General features: G+C 68.3%; 17 protein-coding genes. 4 read left to right on the top strand and 13 right to left on the bottom strand.

What is annotated here, in order from left to right:
• Positions 1–50: 50 nt before the first annotated feature.
• Positions 51–782: an OmpW family outer membrane protein gene (locus WT60_RS02250; protein ID WP_038749704.1), complete on the top strand. Its 732-nt coding sequence runs from the start codon at positions 51–53 to the stop codon at positions 780–782.
• A gap of 145 nt (positions 783–927) precedes the next feature.
• Here WT60_RS02250 and ugpQ read toward each other — a convergent pair whose 3' ends face one another.
• From ugpQ to pilM, 12 genes are all read right to left on the bottom strand, one after another.
• The gene (gene ugpQ / locus WT60_RS02245) at positions 928–1,689 is read right to left on the bottom strand and encodes a glycerophosphodiester phosphodiesterase (protein WP_060355895.1); all 762 of its coding nucleotides are present in this window, start codon (positions 1,687–1,689) and stop codon (positions 928–930) included.
• Positions 1,690–1,750: 61 nt separating this feature from the next.
• Complete coding sequence (locus WT60_RS02240) at positions 1,751–2,836, bottom strand: sn-glycerol-3-phosphate import ATP-binding protein UgpC (protein WP_059577364.1); 1,086 nt, start codon at positions 2,834–2,836, stop codon at positions 1,751–1,753.
• 25 nt (positions 2,837–2,861) lie between these two features.
• Complete coding sequence (ugpE, locus tag WT60_RS02235; protein WP_059671511.1) at positions 2,862–3,707, bottom strand: sn-glycerol-3-phosphate ABC transporter permease UgpE; 846 nt, start codon at positions 3,705–3,707, stop codon at positions 2,862–2,864.
• Entirely contained in the window at positions 3,704–4,588 is an 885-nt protein-coding gene (ugpA, locus tag WT60_RS02230) for a sn-glycerol-3-phosphate ABC transporter permease UgpA (protein WP_038749694.1), read from the bottom strand. Before ugpA ends, ugpE begins: the two co-directional genes overlap by 4 nt.
• A 130-nt stretch (positions 4,589–4,718) precedes the next feature.
• A complete protein-coding gene (ugpB, locus tag WT60_RS02225) occupies positions 4,719–6,044 on the bottom strand; it encodes a sn-glycerol-3-phosphate ABC transporter substrate-binding protein UgpB (RefSeq protein ID WP_038749692.1) in 1,326 nt (441 codons plus the stop codon).
• A gap of 84 nt (positions 6,045–6,128) precedes the next feature.
• Positions 6,129–7,358 carry a deoxyguanosinetriphosphate triphosphohydrolase gene (locus WT60_RS02220; RefSeq protein ID WP_059577368.1) on the bottom strand — a complete coding sequence of 410 codons (1,230 nt, stop codon included), beginning with the start codon at positions 7,356–7,358 and terminating at the stop codon, positions 6,129–6,131.
• A 47-nt stretch (positions 7,359–7,405) separates the two neighbouring features.
• Positions 7,406–8,485, bottom strand: a complete 1,080-nt coding sequence (gene aroB, locus WT60_RS02215; protein ID WP_038749685.1) for a 3-dehydroquinate synthase — start codon at positions 8,483–8,485, stop codon at positions 7,406–7,408.
• The gene (locus tag WT60_RS02210; protein ID WP_060821402.1) at positions 8,482–9,036 is read right to left on the bottom strand and encodes a shikimate kinase; all 555 of its coding nucleotides are present in this window, start codon (positions 9,034–9,036) and stop codon (positions 8,482–8,484) included. The genes aroB and WT60_RS02210 overlap by 4 nt, the downstream gene beginning before the upstream one ends.
• Before the next feature lie 80 nt (positions 9,037–9,116).
• On the bottom strand, positions 9,117–10,832 hold the full coding sequence (gene pilQ / locus WT60_RS02205) for a type IV pilus secretin PilQ (RefSeq protein WP_059577374.1): 1,716 nt from the start codon (positions 10,830–10,832) through the stop codon (positions 9,117–9,119).
• On the bottom strand, positions 10,829–11,641 hold the full coding sequence (locus WT60_RS02200) for a hypothetical protein (protein WP_060355905.1): 813 nt from the start codon (positions 11,639–11,641) through the stop codon (positions 10,829–10,831). The genes pilQ and WT60_RS02200 overlap by 4 nt, the downstream gene beginning before the upstream one ends.
• 62 nt (positions 11,642–11,703) lie before the next feature.
• Positions 11,704–12,384, bottom strand: coding sequence for a hypothetical protein (locus WT60_RS02195; protein ID WP_038749680.1), 681 nt, complete (start codon positions 12,382–12,384; stop codon positions 11,704–11,706).
• On the bottom strand, positions 12,381–13,328 hold the full coding sequence (gene pilM / locus WT60_RS02190; protein ID WP_060355896.1) for a pilus assembly protein PilM: 948 nt from the start codon (positions 13,326–13,328) through the stop codon (positions 12,381–12,383). Before pilM ends, WT60_RS02195 begins: the two co-directional genes overlap by 4 nt.
• Positions 13,329–13,566: 238 nt before the next feature.
• Here pilM and WT60_RS02185 point away from each other — a divergent pair, with 238 nt between their 5' ends.
• Positions 13,567–15,960 carry a penicillin-binding protein 1A gene (locus WT60_RS02185; RefSeq protein WP_081989679.1) on the top strand — a complete coding sequence of 798 codons (2,394 nt, stop codon included), beginning with the start codon at positions 13,567–13,569 and terminating at the stop codon, positions 15,958–15,960.
• A gap of 118 nt (positions 15,961–16,078) precedes the next feature.
• Here the strand turns inward: WT60_RS02185 and cyaY are convergent, their stop codons facing one another.
• On the bottom strand, positions 16,079–16,405 hold the full coding sequence (cyaY, locus tag WT60_RS02180) for an iron donor protein CyaY (RefSeq protein WP_038749675.1): 327 nt from the start codon (positions 16,403–16,405) through the stop codon (positions 16,079–16,081).
• A gap of 36 nt (positions 16,406–16,441) precedes the next feature.
• On the opposite strand from cyaY, the gene WT60_RS02175 reads away from it, so the two are divergent.
• Positions 16,442–16,723, top strand: coding sequence for a lipoprotein (locus WT60_RS02175; protein WP_038749673.1), 282 nt, complete (start codon positions 16,442–16,444; stop codon positions 16,721–16,723).
• 10 nt (positions 16,724–16,733) lie between these two features.
• Positions 16,734–18,005: a diaminopimelate decarboxylase gene (gene lysA, locus WT60_RS02170; protein WP_060355897.1), complete on the top strand. Its 1,272-nt coding sequence runs from the start codon at positions 16,734–16,736 to the stop codon at positions 18,003–18,005.
• Positions 18,006–18,202 lie beyond the last annotated feature (197 nt).

Raw genomic sequence — 18,202 nt, 5'->3', positions numbered from 1 at the left:
TGAAACACCGTCGTCATAATGAGCACGCCTTTTATCGGAGGAGACAAAGGATGAAACAAAAAATGGCCATTACGGGGGCCGTCGCGCTCGCTTTCGCGGCAGCCGCGAGCACGGCGCACGCGCAATCCGCAGGCAGCTTCTACGTCACGACCGGCTGGTTCCATCTCGCGCCTCAAGACAGCAGCGATCCGCTCAAGGTCATGAACGTCGGCGGCACGCCGGTCAATCACGAGGTGCCCAACACGGGCGCGGGCATCGACAATGCGGACACCATCGGCTTCGCCGCCGGCTACTTCGTGACGGATCACATCGCCACTGAATTGGTCGCCGGGATCCCGCCAAGGTTCAATCTGAACGGCAAAGGCTCGCTCGAACAGTTCGGCGTGCTCGGCCATGCTTACCAATGGAGCCCGGCGCTCCTCCTCAAGTACTACTTCAACGACGCGAAGGCGAAGTTCCGGCCTTACGTCGGCATCGGCGCGTCGTACATCTGGTTCACCGGCGCGAAGATCACCAACAGCGCATTCGAGCGCGGCGCGCTCGGCGGCCCGACCAGCGTGCAGACCAGCAATCAGTGGGCGCCCGTTTTCAATGCAGGCTTCACTTACAACTTCACCGATCACTGGTTCGGCGGGCTGTCGGTGTCGTACATCCCCGTCAGCCTGACGGCCACGCTGACGACGCAGCGCCCGACGCCGATCGGCACGCTCACGCAGACCTCGCAAGCGAAGATCACGCTGAATCCGATCGTGACCTACCTGAACATCGGCTACCGTTTCTAAGCGTAGTCGAATATTTGGGGAATGGTTAATTCCGCTGCAATTTGTAGCGGAATTTTCTTGAGGTTACGAGGCGGCCATCACCTCTTGCTCCGGCGGGGCCCCGCCGGAGCGGTTTCGTTCGCGCGTTGCGCGCAAACCGTCGGTTTCATCCTTCCCAGCCGGCGAGGCCCGGGCCAATCAGGTCGATCCGGTCCGTGCAGACGAGATCCACGCCCCAATCCGCAAGTTCGCGCGCCCGCACGGGATCGTTCACCGTGTACGCGAGAATGCGCAACCCCGCCGCTTTCACGTCGCGCACGAGCGCCTCGTTGAATTGCGCGTGATGCGCGTGCAGCGAGACGCAGCCGAGCCGATGCGTCTGCTCCAGCCAATCGGCCGGGATCTCCTCGTACAGCATCCCGCGCGGCAGCTCCGGCGCGGCCGCGCGCGCCGCGCCGAGCGCCTGCGCCGAAAACGACGACAGCAGCGGCGGCACGGCGGCGTCGCGCCACAGCGCGGCCGCCTCCGCCGCGACGACGCGGCCCGTCTCTTCGTCGCGCGCCGGGCACGGCTTGATCTCGACGTTCGCCATGAGGCCGAGCGCGGCGCACCGTGCTGCCGCCTGCGCGAGCGTCGGCATCCGCTCGCCGGAAAAACGCGCGTCGAACCACGCGCCCGCGTCGAGCGCCTCGAGCGCCGCGTAGCGCAGCTCGCACGCGGCCCCGGCGCCGTTCGACGTGCGCTCGACCGTGTCGTCGTGCAGCAGGAACGCGACGCCGTCCGCCGACAACTTCGCGTCGAATTCGACCATCGAGTGTCCGTAGCGCGCGCCCGTGTCGAGCGCGGCGAGCGTGTTCTCGGGAGCCAGCGCGCCGCCGCCGCGGTGCGCGACCACGCGCGGATAAGGCCAGGCTTGCAGGATCGTCATCGCAGTCTCGTCGGAAGCGGTGGACCAGTGGACCAGTGGATTGTGAACTCGGCCGATCGAATCAGCCGGCGCGCTTGCCCGTCGCCGGATCGAAGAAATGCAGATGCTGCGCAGGCAACGCGACGGGCAGCGTCTCGCCGCGCGCCGGACGCAGCGCGTGCGGCAGCCGCACCGCGACGTCGCGCGCGCCCCAGCGGCCGTGCGCGAGATTGTCCGCGCCGAGCAGCTCGCACGAATCGACCGCGAGCGTCGCGGGCGCGGCGCCCGGCTGCGGCGTCATGTGCTCGGGCCGCACGCCGAGTATCCATTCGCGCCCCGGCGCGACCTCGCCGCCCACGCCCGCGGCGCCCGCTACCGGCAGCCGGGGGCCGCCGTCCGCAACCTCGAACGTCGCGCCGTCTTCCGACAGCCGCCCGTGCAGCAGGTTCATCGCGGGCGAGCCGATGAAGCTCGCGACGAACGTCGTCGCCGGCTTCTCGTACACGTCGACGGGCGCGCCGATCTGCTCCGCGTAGCCGCGATTCATCACGATCACGCGCTGCGCGAGCGTCATCGCCTCGATCTGGTCGTGCGTCACGTAGACGCTCGTCGTCGCGAGCCGCGCGTGCAGCCGCTGGATCTCGAGGCGCATCTGCACGCGCAGCTTCGCGTCGAGGTTCGACAGCGGCTCGTCGAACAGGAACACCGCCGGCTCGCGAACGATCGCCCGCCCCATCGCGACCCGCTGCCGCTGCCCGCCCGACAGCTCGCGCGGCCGCCGCGCAAGCAGCGGCCCGAGCTCGAGGATCTGCGCGGCCGCCTGCACGCGCGCGTCGATCAGCGCGCGCTCGACGCCGCGAATCTTGAGCCCGTAGCCCATGTTCTGCGCGACCGTCATGTGCGGATACAGCGCGTAGTTCTGAAACACCATCGCGATATCGCGATCCTTCGGCTCGAGCGCGTTGACGACGCGCCCGCCGATCGCGATCTCGCCCTCCGTCACCGTCTCGAGGCCGGCGATCATCCGCAACAGCGTCGATTTCCCGCAACCCGACGGCCCGACGAGCACGACGAACTCGCCGTCGGCGATGTCGACGTCGATCCCGTGCAGCACGTATTGCGCGCCGTCGTAACTTTTCCTGACGCCCTTCAAGCTCAGCGCGGCCATGCTCCGACATCCTCCAGATTGCGTTTCATTTTTCCGAATCGACGAGACCGCGCACGAACCAGCGCTGCATCGCGAGCACGACGACGAGGGGCGGCAGCATCGCGACGAGCGTCGCCGCCATCACGAGATGCCATTCGGTCGCGGCGTCGCCGCTCGCGATCATCGACTTGATGCCGACGACGGCCGTCGTGAGCGACGCGTCGGTCGTGATCAGGATCGGCCACAGATACTGGTTCCAGCCGTAGATGAAGGTGATCACGAACAGCGCGGCGATGCTCGTCTTCGACAGCGGCAGCACGACGTCCCAGAAGAAGCGCAGCGGCCCCGCGCCGTCGATGCGCGCGGCATCGACGAGCTCGTCGGGCAGCGTCATGAAGAACTGCCGGAACAGGAAGGTCGCCGTCGCCGACGCGATGAGGGGCAACGTGAGGCCCGCGTAGCTGTTCGTCAAATGCAGCGTCGACACCACCTGCACGGTCGGGAAGATCCGCACCTCGACGGGCAGCATCAGCGTGACGAAGATCAGCCAGAACGCGGCGTTGCGCAGCGGAAAGCGGAAATAGACGATCGCGTACGCGGACAGGATCGACACCGCGATCTTGCCCGCCGCGATCACGAGCGCCATCACGATGCTGTTGACGAGCAGCGTGCCGAACGGCGTCGTCATGCCGCCGCTGCCGCGCTGCCAGATCGCGGTGACGTTCTCGACAAGATGCGTGCTCGGCACGAGCGAGAGCGGCACCGTGAACACCTCGCGCGCGTTCATCGTCGCCGCGCAAAAGCCGACGTATACCGGAAACACGATCACGACGATTCCGGCGATCAGCACCGCATGGCAGAACAGGTCGAAGCCCTTGCGATTTTCGATCATGCGTATTGCACCCTGCGTTCGACGAAGCGGAACTGGACCACCGTCAGCGCGACGACGATCGCCATCAGCACCACCGATTGCGCGCCCGAGCTACCGATGTCGAGCCCCTGGAAGCCTTCCGCGTAGATCTTGTAGATCAGCGTCTTCGTGCTCTGGCCCGGGCCGCCCGCGGTCGCGGCGTCGATCACCGGGAACGTGTCGAAGAACGCATAGACGAGATTGACGACGAGCAGGAAGAAACTCGTCGGCGACAGCAGCGGCAGCGCGATGTGGAAGAAGCGCCGCACGGGGCCCGCGCCGTCGATCGCGGCCGCCTCGATCAGCGAGCGCGGAATCGCCTGCAGCCCCGCATAGAAGAACAGGAAGTTGTAGCTGACCTGCTTCCACACCGACGCGATCACGACGAGCAGCATCGCCTCGCCGCCGTTCAGCGCGTGATTCCAGACGATGCCGGCGCGCGCGAGCACATACGTGATCACGCCGATGCTCGGGTTGAACAGGAACGCCCACAGCACGGCGGCGATCGTCGGCGCGACCGCGTACGGCCAGATGAGGAGCGTGCGGTACGCGCGAGCGCCGCGGATCACGCGATCGGCGCACGCGGCGAGCAAGAGCGACACGACGAGCCCGCAGACGGTCACGCTCGCGCTGAACACGAGCGTCGTCTTGAACGATTCGACATAGAGCGGATCGGCGAACAGGTGTGCGAAATTGGCGAAGCCGACGAACTCGCTCGACGTGCCGAACGCGTCCTGCATCTGAGTCGACTGCCAGAGCGCGACGCCCGCCGGCCAGAGGAAAAAGATCGCGGTAATCGCGAGCTGCGGCGCGACGAGCAGGTACGGCAGCGCGCTCGCGCCGAAACGGGAATGGGGTGTCATCAGCAGGATTCCGAACGGACGGAAGTCAGACGAATGCCGCCGGGCGCGGCCGCCGGCGCAACCCGTTCGCTCGCGAAACCGCACGCGCGAAAGGGCCGCGCCGGCGACGACGCACGCCGGCGGCGCAGGCTCAACCGCCCGACTTCTCGAAGCGGCGCAGCAACTCGTCGCCGCGCGCGGCGGCCGAATCGAGCGCCGCCTTCGGCGTCTTCTTCTGCGCCCACACCTGTTCGAGCTCCTCGTCCACGATCGTGCGGATCTGCGGCATGTTGCCGAGCCGCAACCCCTTCGTGTACGGCAGCGGCGGCTTGTTCATCATCTGCTTGATGGCCGTGTCCGCGCCCGGATGCTTCGCGTAGAAGCCCTGCTCGCGCGCGAGATCGTACGCGGCCGTGGTCACGGGCAGATAGCCCGTGTCCTCGTGCCACTTCGCGGCGACGGCGGGCGAGCTCAGATACGCGAGGAACTTCGCGACGCCCTTGTACGTGCCCGGGTCCTTGCCCGCGAGCACCCACAGGCTCGCGCCGCCGATGATCGCGTTCTGCGGCGCGCCCTTCACGTTCGCGTCGTACGGCATCATCCCGGTGCCGAAGTCGAACTTCGCGTACTTGTGGACTGTCGCCAGCGCGCCGGACGAGGTCGTCATGATCGCGCAGTCGCCGCTGTAGAACTTCGCGGTCGCCTCGTCCTTGCGGCCGACGTACGTGAACGTGCCGTCCTTCGCCATGTCCTGCAGGAACTGGATGTGCGCGATCTGCTGCGGCTTGTTGAAATCGAGCGTCGCGTCGGCGCCGTCGAAGCCGTTGTTGCGCGTCGCGAACGGCAGGCCGTGCCACGCGCTGTAATTCTCGAGCTGAATCCAGCCTTGCCAGCCCGTCGTGTAGCCGCACGCGTAGCCCGCCTTCTTCAGCTTTTCCGCGTCGGCCTTCACGTCGGCCCACGTCTTCGGCGGCTGGTTCGGATCGAGGCCCGCCTTCTTGAATGCGTCCTTGTTGTAGTACAGCACGGGCGTCGAGCTGTTGAACGGCATCGACACGAGGCGCCCCGTCTTCGCGTCGCTGTAGTAGCTCGCGATCGTCGGCACGAACGCCTTCTCGTCGAGCGGCACGCCCGCCTGACGGAACACGTCGGACACGGGCAGCACCGCCTTCTTCGCCTGCATCATCGTCGCCGTGCCCACTTCGTACACCTGCAGGATCGCCGGCGCGTTGCCGCTGCGGTACGCGGCGATGCCAGCCGCGAGCGCCTGGTCGTAGGTTCCCTTGAAGACCGGCACGATCTTGTAATCGCTTTGCGACGCGTTGAACTGCGAGGCGATCTCGTTCACGCGCTCGCCGAGCGCCGCCTCCATCGCATGCCAGAACTGGATTTCGGTGGCGGCGCACGCCGCCTGCTGCGCGCCGAACCAAAGCACGCCCCCGCACGCGAGCGAACGAACCAGCGTCTTGTATTTCATGGACCTCTCTCCTTTTCTCCTCAGTCCGGACAACGCGCGCCGCACCACCGCTGCGCCCGCGCCGGACCCGGCAAGCCGGACAGTCTAGTTTTCGTCTATGACAAACAAGCGTTGATACTCTTTCAGGGCGAAACGATCGGTCATGCCGGCGATGTAATGCGCGACGAGGCGCGGTTGCTGCGCGGCGTCGGCCGCTTGGTAATCGGGCGGCAGCAGGCGCGGGTCGCTCGTGAACGCGTTGAAGAGGCCGGTGACGACCCGCTGCGCCTTGCTCGCCATCCGCATCACGCGATAGTGGCGGTACAGGTTCTTGAACAGGAAGCGCTTGAGCGCCGCCGCCTGCGCGGCGATCCGCTCGCCGTGCGCGACGAGGGGCGGCGCCGCGCGCACGTCGTCGAGCGACGACGGCGCGTGCCGCACGAGATTGCGCGTGGTCGCGTCGATCAGATCGACGATCAGCGTGTTGATGATCCGGCGCACCGTCTCGTGCACGAGACGGCGGCCTTCGAGATGCGGATACTCGGCGAGCGCGGCTTCGTAATGGCCCTGCCACAGCTCGACTTCGGCGAGCTGCTCGATCGTGATGAGGCCCGAGCGCAGGCCGTCGTCGACGTCGTGATTGTTGTAAGCGATTTCGTCCGCGATGTTCGCGAGTTGCGCCTCGAGCGACGGCTGCCGGCCCTGCAGAAATCGCTCGCCGAGTTCGCCGAGCCTGCGCGCGTTCTCGCGCGAGCAATGCTTGAGAATCCCTTCGCGCGTCTCGAAGCACAGATTCAGGCCGTTGAACGCGCCGTAATGCTCTTCGAGCTCGTCGACGACGGCAAGGCTCTGCAAGTTGTGCTCGAAGCCGCCGTAGTCGCGCATGCACGCGTTGAGCGCGTCCTGCCCCGCATGGCCGAACGGCGTGTGGCCGAGATCGTGCGCGAGCGAGATCGCTTCGACGAGGTCTTCATTCAGGCGCAGGTTGCGCGCGACGGAACGAGCGATCTGCGCGACTTCGAGACTATGCGTGAGACGCGTGCGGAACAAGTCGCCTTCGTGGTTCACGAACACTTGCGTCTTGTATTCGAGGCGCCTGAACGCGGTGGAGTGCACGATGCGGTCGCGATCGCGCTGGAACTCGGTGCGCGCGGCGGGCGGCGGTTCGGGATGGCGCCGGCCGCGCGACTGCGACGCGTGCGCCGCATACGGCGCGAGATGCGCTTCGAGCGCGGCGGTGGTCGGCGCGGCGACGGGAATCGCCTGCTCGCCGCCCGCTTGCGAGGGCGGCGCGTCGCGGGTGTCGCGCGGAATGCCGCCGGGTATTTCGCTCACCGTGTCGTGTCCTCCACGTCAAATGCGCCGGATCGGCCCGCTTCGCGTTACTGGGTAGCGGCCGCCAGTGTCGCGAATACGGCGTCGTCCGACGCCTGGGTAATGATCGTCTCGCCAAAGCGCGAGAGCAGGATGAACTTGATCGCGCCCGCCTCCGCCTTCTTGTCGACGCGCATCAGCTCGACGTAGCGCGCGTCGCCGAGATCGGGCGCGCGCGTGGGCAGGTGCGCGGCCTCGACGACCTTGCGCAGCCGCGCGCGCGACGCTTCGTCGAGATGGCCGGTGCGCACCGACAGATCGGCCGCCATCACCATCCCGCAGCCGACCGCCTCGCCGTGCAGCCACTCGCCGTAGCCGAGCCCCGCCTCGATCGCGTGCCCGAACGTGTGGCCGAAATTGAGGATCGCGCGCAAGCCGCCCTCGCGCTCGTCCGCGGCGACGACGCTCGCCTTGATCTCGCACGAGCGCTTGACCGCGTGCGCGAGCGCATCCGGATCGCGCCGATTGAGCGCATCGACGTTCGCTTCGATCCAATCGAAGAATTCCGCGTCGGCGATCGCGCCTGTCTTGATGATCTCGGCCACGCCCGCCGCGAGCTCGCGATCGGGCAGCGTCGACAGCGCGCCGATGTCGGCGATCACCGCCTGCGGCTGATAGAACGCGCCGATCATGTTCTTGCCGAGCGGGTGATTGATGCCCGTCTTGCCGCCGACCGACGAATCGACCTGCGACAGGAGCGTCGTCGGCACCTGGATGAACGGCACGCCACGCATGTAACACGCGGCCGCGAAGCCCGTCATGTCGCCGATCACGCCGCCGCCCAACGCGATCAGCGTCGTCTTGCGGTCCGCGTGCTGCTCGAGCAGGCCGTCGAAGATCAGATTGAGGGTTTCCCAGTTCTTGTACGCCTCGCCGTCGGGCAGCACGACGGTCGACACGCGCTTGCCGAGCGGCGCGAGCGCCGCGCGCAACTTGTCGCCATAGAGCGGATCGACGGTCGCGTTCGTGACGATCGTGACCGACGCGCCGGCGATATGCGGCGCGAAGAGTTCGGTGCGGCCGATCAGATCGGCGCCGATGTGAATCGGATAGGCGCGCTCGCCCAGGTCGACGTTGACGGTAATCATGCTTGTATTGGCTTGGCGACGATGCCCGCCATCTCGAGCTGCATCAGCACCATGTTGACGAGCCCGTTGACGGATGGACGGCCGGTTTCGATGACGAAGTGCGCGCATTCGCGATAGAGCGGATCGCGCGCCTCGTACAGCGCTTCGAGCTTGGCTTTCGGATCGTCGGTTTGCAACAGCGGGCGGTTCTTGTCCTTGCGCGTGCGCAGCCAGAGGTCGTGCGGATTCGCGCGCAGATAGACGACGAGGCCGCGCTCGCGAAGCAGCTTGCGGTTCTCGGCACGCAGGATCGCGCCGCCGCCCGTCGCAAGCACGATGTTCTCGCGCTGCGTGAGCTCGGCGATCATCTGCGCCTCGCGCTCGCGAAAGCCCGTCTCGCCTTCGAGCTCGAAGATGACCGGTATGCGCGCACCCGTGCGCGCCTCGATCTCGTGATCCGAATCAAAGAATGGCCTGTCGAGCCGGCGCGCGACCGCCCGGCCCACGGTGGTTTTACCCGCCCCCATGAGCCCGACGAAAATTACGTTCACGTGTGGGTCCCGCGCTTGCAACGGCGTCCTCTGCTTCAATGAGTGTGTCGCGCAGCTTACTGGCAAAGCGCCTGCCTTGTCGAGCCTGGCTCCCATGGGGTTCAGGGCCCGATCACGACGGTCGGCGTAATGTAGACGACGAGTTCGCTGCGCTGCGCGCGCTGTGCTCGGTGCCTGAAAAGCGCGCCCAACACCGGTATTTTGCCCAAGAGCGGCACCCGAGTCACATCGTCGCGGTCGTCGCTCTCGAAAATCCCCCCGATCGACACGGTTCCGCCGTTTTCGACCTCGACGCGCGTCTGCACGTGCTTCGTATGAATCGCGGGGCCGGATGCGGTCTCCTCGCCGATGCTGTCCTTCGCCACGTCAAGATCGAGAATCACACGCCCGTCGGGCGTGATCTGCGGCTCGACTTCGAGCTTGAGCGTCGCACGCCGGAACTGAACGCCCGACACGCCGTTGCCGACCTTCGCCTGGTACGGCAGCTCGGCGCCCTGCTCGACGACGGCCTTGGTCCGGTCCGCCGTCACGACGCGCGGGCTCGACACGATCTGTCCCCGCCCCTGCGACTCGAGCGCGCTCAGCTCGACATCGAGCAGGCGGCTCGCGCGCGCGGCGAACAGCGTGAGGCCGGCAGTGGCGGCGTCGAATCCGCCGATCGGCCTTGCCGTGAGGTCGGCCAACGTGCCGCCTCGGCCGGCGACGACACCCGTCGCGCGGTCGCCCGCGTCGGGCGCACGCAGCGCGAGGCGCGCGCCGAGATTGCGCGAGAACCCGCGGTCGCCCTCGACGATCCGCGCTTCGATCAACACCTGTCGCGACGGCGTATCGAGCTGGCCGATCAGATCGGCGATTTGCGCGAGACGCCCGGACATATCGGTGACGAACAGCAGATTCGTCCGAGGATCGGCCAGCACCGAGCCGCGCTTCGACAAAATCCGCTGCCCGGCCGAGCCGGCAAGCAGGCGCTGCACATCGGCCGCTCGCGCATAACGGAGCACGAAGCTGCGGCTCGAAAGCGGCTCCAGCTCCGCGGCGCGCGCGTGCGCATCGAAACGCAGGCGCTCACGCTCGGCGAGCTCCGCGACAGGCGCAATCCATATCACGCTGCCGCGCCGCGCCATCGCGAGACCGTGCGCATCCAGGAGCGCGTCGAACGCGCTGCGCCAGCGCACATCGTTCAAACGCAACGACACTGTTCCGCGCACGCGCTCGCTGACGACTATATTGAGGCCCGTGAATCGCGCGAACGCGTCGAAGACCGCGGCGAGGCTCGCCTGTTGCAGATTGAGGGAAATCGGGCGATCGTCGTCTGATTCGGCAGCGACATCGTGAGGAACCGTCGCGGCATCGGCGCTCGGCGGCGGCGGCGGCGGCGACGGCGAACGGCGCTCGTCGCTCATTCGCTGCTCGGGCGAGAGCGGGATGGGCGGCCCTTCCAGCGCGGCGTCCGCCGCTCGTGCAGAACCCGGCGCCCGTCCGCTTGCCGATGCGACGCCGGCCGCGGCCGAATCAGCCGGCGCCTCCGCTCCGGCTGCGGACGTGCCGGCCCGCGGCGCATCGTCGGCGAATTCGCCCGTTGGCTCGCCCTCGCCGCCCATGTCCGGCAGCGATGCCGCCGCGGACGTGCTCGCGAAGTCGTTTCGCCATGTCGACACGGCAACCTCCGGCAACGGCGCACGGCCGGCAGCACCACCCGGCATGCTCGCCGACCACCCGACAGGCCCGCCTGCGGGCAGAGGCGGCAACGACGCGGCGGCCGCATCCGCCGCTCCGATCGCACACCCCACCAAAAGTAGAGCGAATCCGCGCATCATCCCGTCGCTCCGCCTACCGTCATCTCGCGACGCCCGCCGCCGTGCGTCGCAAGCGTGACGCCGTCGGCGCGAAGCCGGGCGAGACGCCCGCCGCCGATCAACTGCCCTGGCGCGACGGACCACGCGGCATCGCCGCGCTCGAATAGCGCAAGCCCGCTGCGCCGATCGCGCATCACGCCGACGAGCCGCGCGGCGTCGGCTGCGTCTTCGGCCGCCAGCATCGGCATCGCGGCAAAAGGATCAGCGAGCGGCGCCTCGCGCGCATCGGCAGGCCGCTCGTCGCCACCGCCCGGCAATGCCGGCCACACGTCGAGCGTTGCGTCCAGCATCGTGGCGCCGCCGTCGCACTTGACGCTCGACGCGACCGGCACCGCGAGCGCGGGCAGCGCAGCGAGCCCCGACAGAAAGCGGCACAGCGCGCCGAAGTCGCCTTCCGCGCTGATCGCAAATGCGTAGACGCCGCTGTCGTCACGCCCCTCGCCCTCGCCCGCGCGCGCGCCTTCGAGCCGTTCGAGCTTGCGCACCCGCAGCCCGCTCGCGTCCGCATGGCCGGCGAGCCGCAACGCGAAATCCGCAGGCGTCTGCCGTTCGCCCGGCAGGCGGCCGGCGCGCGCCGGCGACGCAGGTCGCGCGGACGGCTCGGCCAGGAGCCGCCGCGCGCGGGCTTCACGCGACGCGACCGCTTCAAGCGCCGTCCGGCTTCGTTCCACGCCGCCCCAGTCCGCGTCTCGGCCGACGTAAACACCCCACGCCAACACGCCGCAGGCGAGCGCCGCGCCCGCCGAAGCGCGCCACGCGAAACCCGACAGCACGTGCGAATCGGCCAATCGCCGCCAGGCGAGCCACGCCGCCGATCGTTCAGCCGACATGCTCACGCGCCCTCCCGTGCCGCCGCCCGTAGACGTGCCGCAACGCTCGCGACACGGCCATGCGTCACGCCGGGCCAGCGAATTCGCACCGAGAAAGAGAGCGACCGGCCACCGTCCGCATCGCGCCCCCACGCAGTTCTCACTGCCTGCAGCCCCGCGACCTCCATCGTCCAGCCGCGCCGTGCTGCGTCGAGCTCCGTCAGCCATCGTTCGGCCGATGCGGGATCGAGCGCGCTCGCTTCGAGCAACGCACCGCGCCCGTCGCAGCGGATCGAGCGCAGCCGCACGCCGTCGTAACGCAGTTGCCGAAGCGCATCGAACAGCTCGACCGTGCGCGCGCGCGGCCCGGCCCGCTCGGCAGCCAGCGCCGCGCGTTCGCGCTCGGCGTCGCGCAAGCGCGCCGCCTGCTCCGCTTCTTTCAGTTGCGGCGCCCAAGCGGCGAGCCGACGCTCCATCAGCGCACGCTGCGCATCGAAACGCGCGCGCTCGAACGTGCGGCCGACGCGCCAAAGCGCGGCGCCCGCGAGCCCCGCGCATGCCGCAGCCGTCAATTCGCCGAGCACGCGCCGCCGCGCCCGGCGGACATCGCGCGCCCGGTACGGCAGCAGATTGAAGCCGCCCAGCCACGCGCGCCGCATCCTCGGATCACGCGGCACCGCGCCGCTCGCGGTGCTCGGCGTCATTCGAACACCCCGCGCAACGCAAGCCCGAACGCCACGGCGAAACCCGGCGAGCGTGCAAACCCGTCGTCGACCGCGCCGAGCGGCCAGCAGGCCGCGCATTCGAACGGCAACACGATGCAGCCGAGCAGATCGCCGACGTCGGCAAGCGAGATCCGCGCGCCGCCGAGCCATTCCGGATCGCCGGCGACGAATGCGCAGCGCGGAGCACCGGCCCGGGCAAGCTCGCGCAGCGCATCCGCGAGATCCGCGTGCTCGGGCGCGGGATAGCGAATCTGCGCGGTGACCGCGCCAGCCGACACGAGCCAGCCATGCACACCGCTCTCACCGATCCAGACACCGAGATACGGCTCGCCTTCGTCGATCTCGCGCGCGGCAACATGGCGCATCGCCCGCAATGCGGCGAGCGGCTCGCCGTCGATCGCGACGAGTTCGATGCCGGCCGACGCGGCCGCCTCGATCCGCACGTCGAGATGCACGTGCGCCGCGGTCGCGAACGCCACCTCGCGCGTCGCGGCGGCGTCGTTGACGCACCAGTCGACCGCGAGCGCGTCGCGCGCGAGCCCGGTGAGCCGCTCGGCCGCCGCACGCACGGCAGGCTCGACGGCCGCCCCGGCTTCTTCGCGCGGCCACGCGAGCGTCGCGGTCGAGAATGCGCCGTCCGGCAGCGCCATCACGCCCGCGATCGTTCGCTGCGCGACGCCCGCCCGCCGCACCTGCGGCGCCCGGTCGAACGCCGCGGTCATCGCGGCGGCGACGGCCGTCCAATCGGCGTCGGCCGACTCGTCGAACACGCCGGCCGGCAACGGCTCCGCGTCGAGCGCCTCGAGCCGCACCGTGCCGCCGCGAGCGCGCCGGCTCAACACCGCGATCCGCACCGCGCGCCGGTTCACGTCGATCCCCGCCGCGAAGCGCCGGCCGATCGACCACCACGAACGTTGTTGCATCCCAGTCCTCCATGAGCGCGCCTCCCGTCGAGGCACGTTACGGAGCCATTTTGCGAAGCCGGCCGGCGCGCCGGGAGTCTGCCGAACGGCCAACGCGTGCGCCGTCGGGCCGCAAGCGCGCTACGATGAATCGTCGGCACGCCGCCCGGCCGCGGCGCGCCGGTTCCCATCCGGAACCCTTCCGGAGTCCGGTAAAACCGGGCGGCTATAATCGCGGGACTGTTTTTCTGGTATGCCTATGCAATCTACGAATCCTACGTCCCCGCCTCCCCCGCCCGAACCGCGCCGCCGCCCACTGTGGCTGACGCTCGTGCTCGGCGTCGCAGGCGTGTGCGTGGCGCTCGCAGTCTGCGCCGGGCTCGTGCTCGGCTACGCGCTCGTCGTCGCGTCGCCGAACATGCCGTCGCTCGACGCGCTGACCGACTACCGCCCGAAGGTGCCGCTGCGCATCTACACGGCCGATCACGTGCTCATCGGAGAATTCGGCGAGGAGCGCCGCGACATCGTCCGCCTGCAGGACGTGCCCGATTCGCTCAAGAAAGCGGTGCTCGCGATCGAGGACGCACGCTTCTACGAACACGGCGGCGTAGACCTGACAGGCATCATCCGCGCCGGCATCGTCGCACTGACGAACGGCCACGCGACCCAGGGCGCAAGCACGATCACGATGCAGGTCGCGCGCAATTTCTTCCTGTCGAGCGAGAAGACGTACACGCGCAAGATCTACGAGATGCTGCTCGCCTACCGGATCGAGCGCGCGCTCACGAAAGATCAGATTCTCGAGGTCTACATGAATCAGATCTATCTGGGGCAGCGCGCATACGGCTTCGCGGCCGCCGCGCACGCGTACTTCAACAAGGACCTGAAGGACGTGACGCTCGCCGAGGCCGCGATGCTCGCGGGCCTGCCGAAGGCGCCGTCCGCGTACAACCCGGTTGCGAATCCGAAGCGCGCGAAGGTCCGGCAGCAATACATCCTGCAACGGATGCTCGAGCTGAACTTCATCACGCGCGAGCAGTACGACGAGGCGATCGCCGAGCCGCTCGTCATCAAGAGCGCGAGCCGCGAATACAGCGTGCACGCGGAATACGTCGCGGAAATGGTGCGGCAGATGATGTACGCGCAGTACAAGGACGAGGCATACACGCGCGGGCTGAACGTCGTCACGACGATCGATTCCGCAGACCAGACCCTCGCGTACCGCGCGCTGCGCAAGGGCCTGATGACGTACGACCGTCGTCACGGTTATCGCGGGCCGGAGGGCTTCATCGAGCTGCCCGCGAACGCGGACGACCGCGAGCAGGCGATCGACGACGCGCTCGTCGACCATCCGGACAACGGCGAGCTGATCGCGGCCGTCGTCACCGAAGCGAGCCCTCGACAGATTCGCGTCGTGTTCTCGAACGGCAGCGACGCGACGGTGAGCGGCGACGACCTCCGCTTCGCCGCGAGCTCGCTGTCCGCGAACGCGCAGCCGAACAAGCGAATCCGCCCCGGCGCGATCGTGCGCGTGTTCAAGAACGACGACGGCTCGTGGGCGATCGGCCAGTTGCCGCAGGTCGAAGGCGCGTTCATTTCGATCGTCCCGCAGGACGGCGCGATCCGCTCGCTGATCGGCGGCTTCGACTTCAACAAGAACAAGTTCAACCACGTGACGCAGGCCTGGCGGCAGCCGGGCTCGTCGTTCAAGCCGTTCATCTATTCGGCGTCGCTCGACAAGGGGCTCGGCCCCGCAACGATCATCAACGACGGCCCGCTCTACTTCAGTGCCGCCGAAACGGGCGGCCAGCCGTGGGAACCGAAAAACTACGGCGGCGGCTTCGACGGCCCGATGTCGATGCGCGTCGCGCTGCAGCGCTCGCGCAACCTGGTGTCGATCCGCATCCTGAACCACATCGGCCCCAAGTACGCGCAGCAATACATCACGCACTTCGGCTTCGACGCGGATCGCCACCCGGCCTATCTGCCGATGGCGCTCGGCGCGGGCCTCGTCACGCCGTTGCAGATGGCGGGCGCGTTCTCGGTGTTCGCGAACGGCGGCTTCCGGATCAATCCGTATCTGATCGCCGAAGTGACCGATCCGAGCGGCAACATGGTCGCGCGCGCGCAGCCGCTCGTCGCCGAGCAGAATGCGCCGCGCGCGATCGACCCGCGCAACGCGTACGTGATGAACAGCCTGTTGCAGAGCGTCGCGCAGCGCGGCACGGGCGCGCGCTCGAACGTGCTGAAGCGCACCGATCTCGCGGGCAAGACAGGCACGACGAACGATTCGCGCGACGCGTGGTTCGGCGGCTATCAGCACACGCTCGCGGCGATCGCGTGGATGGGCTACGACAGCCCGCGCAGCCTCGGCGATCGCGAAACCGGCGGCGGCCTCGCGCTGCCCGTGTGGATCGACTACATGGGCCCCGCGCTGAAGAACGTGCCGGAATACAAGATGCCGATGCCCGACGGCGTCGCGACGCTCGGCGGCGAGCTGTATTTCAGTCAGTTCACGCCGGGCCACGGCTTCGTCTCGACGGTCGGCGTGAACATGCCGGCCGCGCCGCCCGATTCCGCCAGCGTCGTGCCCGGGCACGTCGACGAGCAGGAGAAGCAGGACATCATGAACCTGTTCCGCGGCGGCAACTGAGCGCCGTTCGCCCCAAAGGAAAAAGCGGCCTTCGGGCCGCTTTTTTCTTGCCAAATGGGCTCGGCTCGGCCGCGCTCGCGCTCGATGCGCCGCCTTCGCCCTCCCGCCGACGCGCGCGTCACGCGCTGAACGTGACCGGCATCCCGGCCTGCTGGGTCGCGTAGCCCGTCAGCGCCGCGAATAACTCCTGGCCGCTGCGCGTATCGCGCCACGCGCCGTCGACAAACCGGTAATGGAAACCGCCCGCCTTCGCGGCGATCCAGACTTCCTGCATCGGCGGCTGCAGGTTCACGATGATCTTCGAGCCGTTCTCGAACGTGAGCGTGAGCACGCTGCCGTTGCGCTCGAGATCGATGTCGGCGTCGCCTTCGTTGGCTTCGTCGACCGACCGCTCGACGGCCGCCAGCACGGCCTCGGCCAGGGTCAGGTAATCGGTATCGGACATGCTAAACTCTATCGATTCAATTGTTTAGGGACGGTCATGCGTATCGTTTTCCAGATGAGCGCGATTGTAGCGGCTTTGGCGCTCGCGGGCTGCGGCCAGCGCGGCCCGCTCTACATGCCGGTCGTGCCGCCGCTGCCGCCCAAGCCGACTGAACAGACGCAGCCGCCGTCGGACGTGACGCCCGATGCGGAAACGGCTTCGGCGCGCGAGAACGGCGCATCCGGCGCCGCCGATGCGCCGCTCACGCTGTCGCCCGGCCTGTCGACGCAGCGCGCACCGAAGGCGGCCCCCGCGCCGAGCGCTTCTTCCGTCCAATGATCGATCCTAAATGACTCAAGCTGCATTTGACTATGTCGACGGCGCGCTCCACGCCGAGCGCGTCCGCGCCGCCGACCTCGCCGAGCGTTTCGGCACCCCGCTCTTCGTCTATTCGCGCGCCGCGCTGACGGCCGCCTACGAGGCTTACGCGAAAGCCTGCGCGGGCCGCCGCGCGTCGATTCACGTCGCCGTGAAGGCGAACAGCAATCTCGGCGTGCTGAACGTGTTCGCGCGGCTCGGCGCGGGCTTCGACATCGTGTCGGGCGGCGAACTCGCCCGCGTGCTCGCCGCAGGCGGCCGCGCGCAGGATGTCGTGTTCTCGGGCGTCGGCAAGAGCGCGGACGAGATGCGCGCTGCGCTCGAAGCGGGCGTCAAGTGCTTCAACGTCGAATCGATTCCGGAGCTCGACCGGCTGAACGCGGCCGCGGCGTCGCTCGGCAAGCGCGCGCCCGTGTCGCTGCGCGTGAATCCGGACGTCGATCCGAAGACGCATCCGTACATCTCGACAGGGCTCAAGGCGAACAAGTTCGGCATCGCGTTCGACGACGCGCGCGCGACGTACCGCGCGGCGGCCGCGCTGCCGAACCTCGACGTCGTCGGCATCGATTGCCACATCGGCTCGCAGATCACCGAACTGAGCCCGTACCTCGACGCGATCGACAAGCTGCTCGACCTCGTGGAGCAGATCGAGGCGGACGGCGTGAAGATCCGTCACGTCGACGTCGGCGGCGGGCTCGGCATCACGTACGACGCCGAAACGCCGCCCGACATCGGCGCTTACGTGCGCGCGGTGCTCGAGCGCATCGACGCGCGCGGCCACGGCCATCGCGAAATCTGGTTCGAGCCGGGCCGCTCGCTGACCGGCAACGCCGGCATTCTGCTCACGCGTGTCGAATTCCTGAAGCAAGGCGAAGAGAAGAACTTCGCGATCGTCGACGCGGCGATGAACGATCTCGCGCGTCCGGCGATGTACGAGGCGTTTCACGCGATCGAGCCGGTGAAGCCGCGCACGGACGTAGCGGCGGCGGTGTACGACATCGTCGGCCCCGTCTGCGAAAGCGGCGACTGGCTCGGGCGCGAGCGCTCGCTCGCGATCGCGCCGGGCGATCTGCTCGCGATCCGCTCGGCGGGCGCGTACGGCTTCACGATGAGCTCGAACTACAACACGCGGCCGCGCGCGGCCGAAGTGATCGTCGACGGCGTGAACGCCTATCTGGTGCGTCCGCGCGAAACGATCGAAAGCCTGTTCGAGCGCGAGGCGGTCTTGCCCGACGGCCAGTAATCGAGAACCGGCTCGCTCGCGCGGCGCTTCGACACTTCGGCACTTCGGCACTTCGGCACTTCGGCACTTCGGCACTTCGGCACTTCGGCACTTCGGCACTTCGGCACTTCGGCACTTCGGCCAATCGTAGCTTCGGCGCTTCGCTGAATCGCCAAGCCCGCGGCCTGTCGGGCCCGATCGGAAAAGGCGATGTCCAA

The organism is Burkholderia sp. MSMB617WGS, assembly GCF_001532025.2.
Lineage (GTDB): Bacteria > Pseudomonadota > Gammaproteobacteria > Burkholderiales > Burkholderiaceae > Burkholderia > Burkholderia savannae.
The sequence above is the reverse complement of the archived record's forward strand: the minus strand, read 5'-3'. Positions and strand labels throughout refer to the sequence as shown.

Excerpts from the sequence above, each read along its gene's own strand:
- WT60_RS02250 (WP_038749704.1), top strand. The coding sequence starts at position 51 with ATGAAACAAAAAATGGCCATTACGGGGGCCGTCGCGCTCGCTTTCGCG.
- ugpQ (WP_060355895.1), bottom strand. The coding sequence starts at position 1,689 with ATGACGATCCTGCAAGCCTGGCCTTATCCGCGCGTGGTCGCGCACCGC.
- WT60_RS02240 (WP_059577364.1), bottom strand. The coding sequence starts at position 2,836 with ATGGCCGCGCTGAGCTTGAAGGGCGTCAGGAAAAGTTACGACGGCGCG.
- ugpE (WP_059671511.1), bottom strand. The coding sequence starts at position 3,707 with ATGATCGAAAATCGCAAGGGCTTCGACCTGTTCTGCCATGCGGTGCTG.
- ugpA (WP_038749694.1), bottom strand. The coding sequence starts at position 4,588 with ATGACACCCCATTCCCGTTTCGGCGCGAGCGCGCTGCCGTACCTGCTC.
- ugpB (WP_038749692.1), bottom strand. The coding sequence starts at position 6,044 with ATGAAATACAAGACGCTGGTTCGTTCGCTCGCGTGCGGGGGCGTGCTT.
- aroB (WP_038749685.1), bottom strand. The coding sequence starts at position 8,485 with ATGATTACCGTCAACGTCGACCTGGGCGAGCGCGCCTATCCGATTCAC.
- pilQ (WP_059577374.1), bottom strand. The coding sequence starts at position 10,832 with ATGATGCGCGGATTCGCTCTACTTTTGGTGGGGTGTGCGATCGGAGCG.
- WT60_RS02195 (WP_038749680.1), bottom strand. The coding sequence starts at position 12,384 with ATGACGCCGAGCACCGCGAGCGGCGCGGTGCCGCGTGATCCGAGGATG.
- pilM (WP_060355896.1), bottom strand. The coding sequence starts at position 13,328 with ATGCAACAACGTTCGTGGTGGTCGATCGGCCGGCGCTTCGCGGCGGGG.
- WT60_RS02185 (WP_081989679.1), top strand. The coding sequence starts at position 13,567 with ATGCAATCTACGAATCCTACGTCCCCGCCTCCCCCGCCCGAACCGCGC.
- cyaY (WP_038749675.1), bottom strand. The coding sequence starts at position 16,405 with ATGTCCGATACCGATTACCTGACCCTGGCCGAGGCCGTGCTGGCGGCC.
- WT60_RS02175 (WP_038749673.1), top strand. The coding sequence starts at position 16,442 with ATGCGTATCGTTTTCCAGATGAGCGCGATTGTAGCGGCTTTGGCGCTC.
- lysA (WP_060355897.1), top strand. The coding sequence starts at position 16,734 with ATGACTCAAGCTGCATTTGACTATGTCGACGGCGCGCTCCACGCCGAG.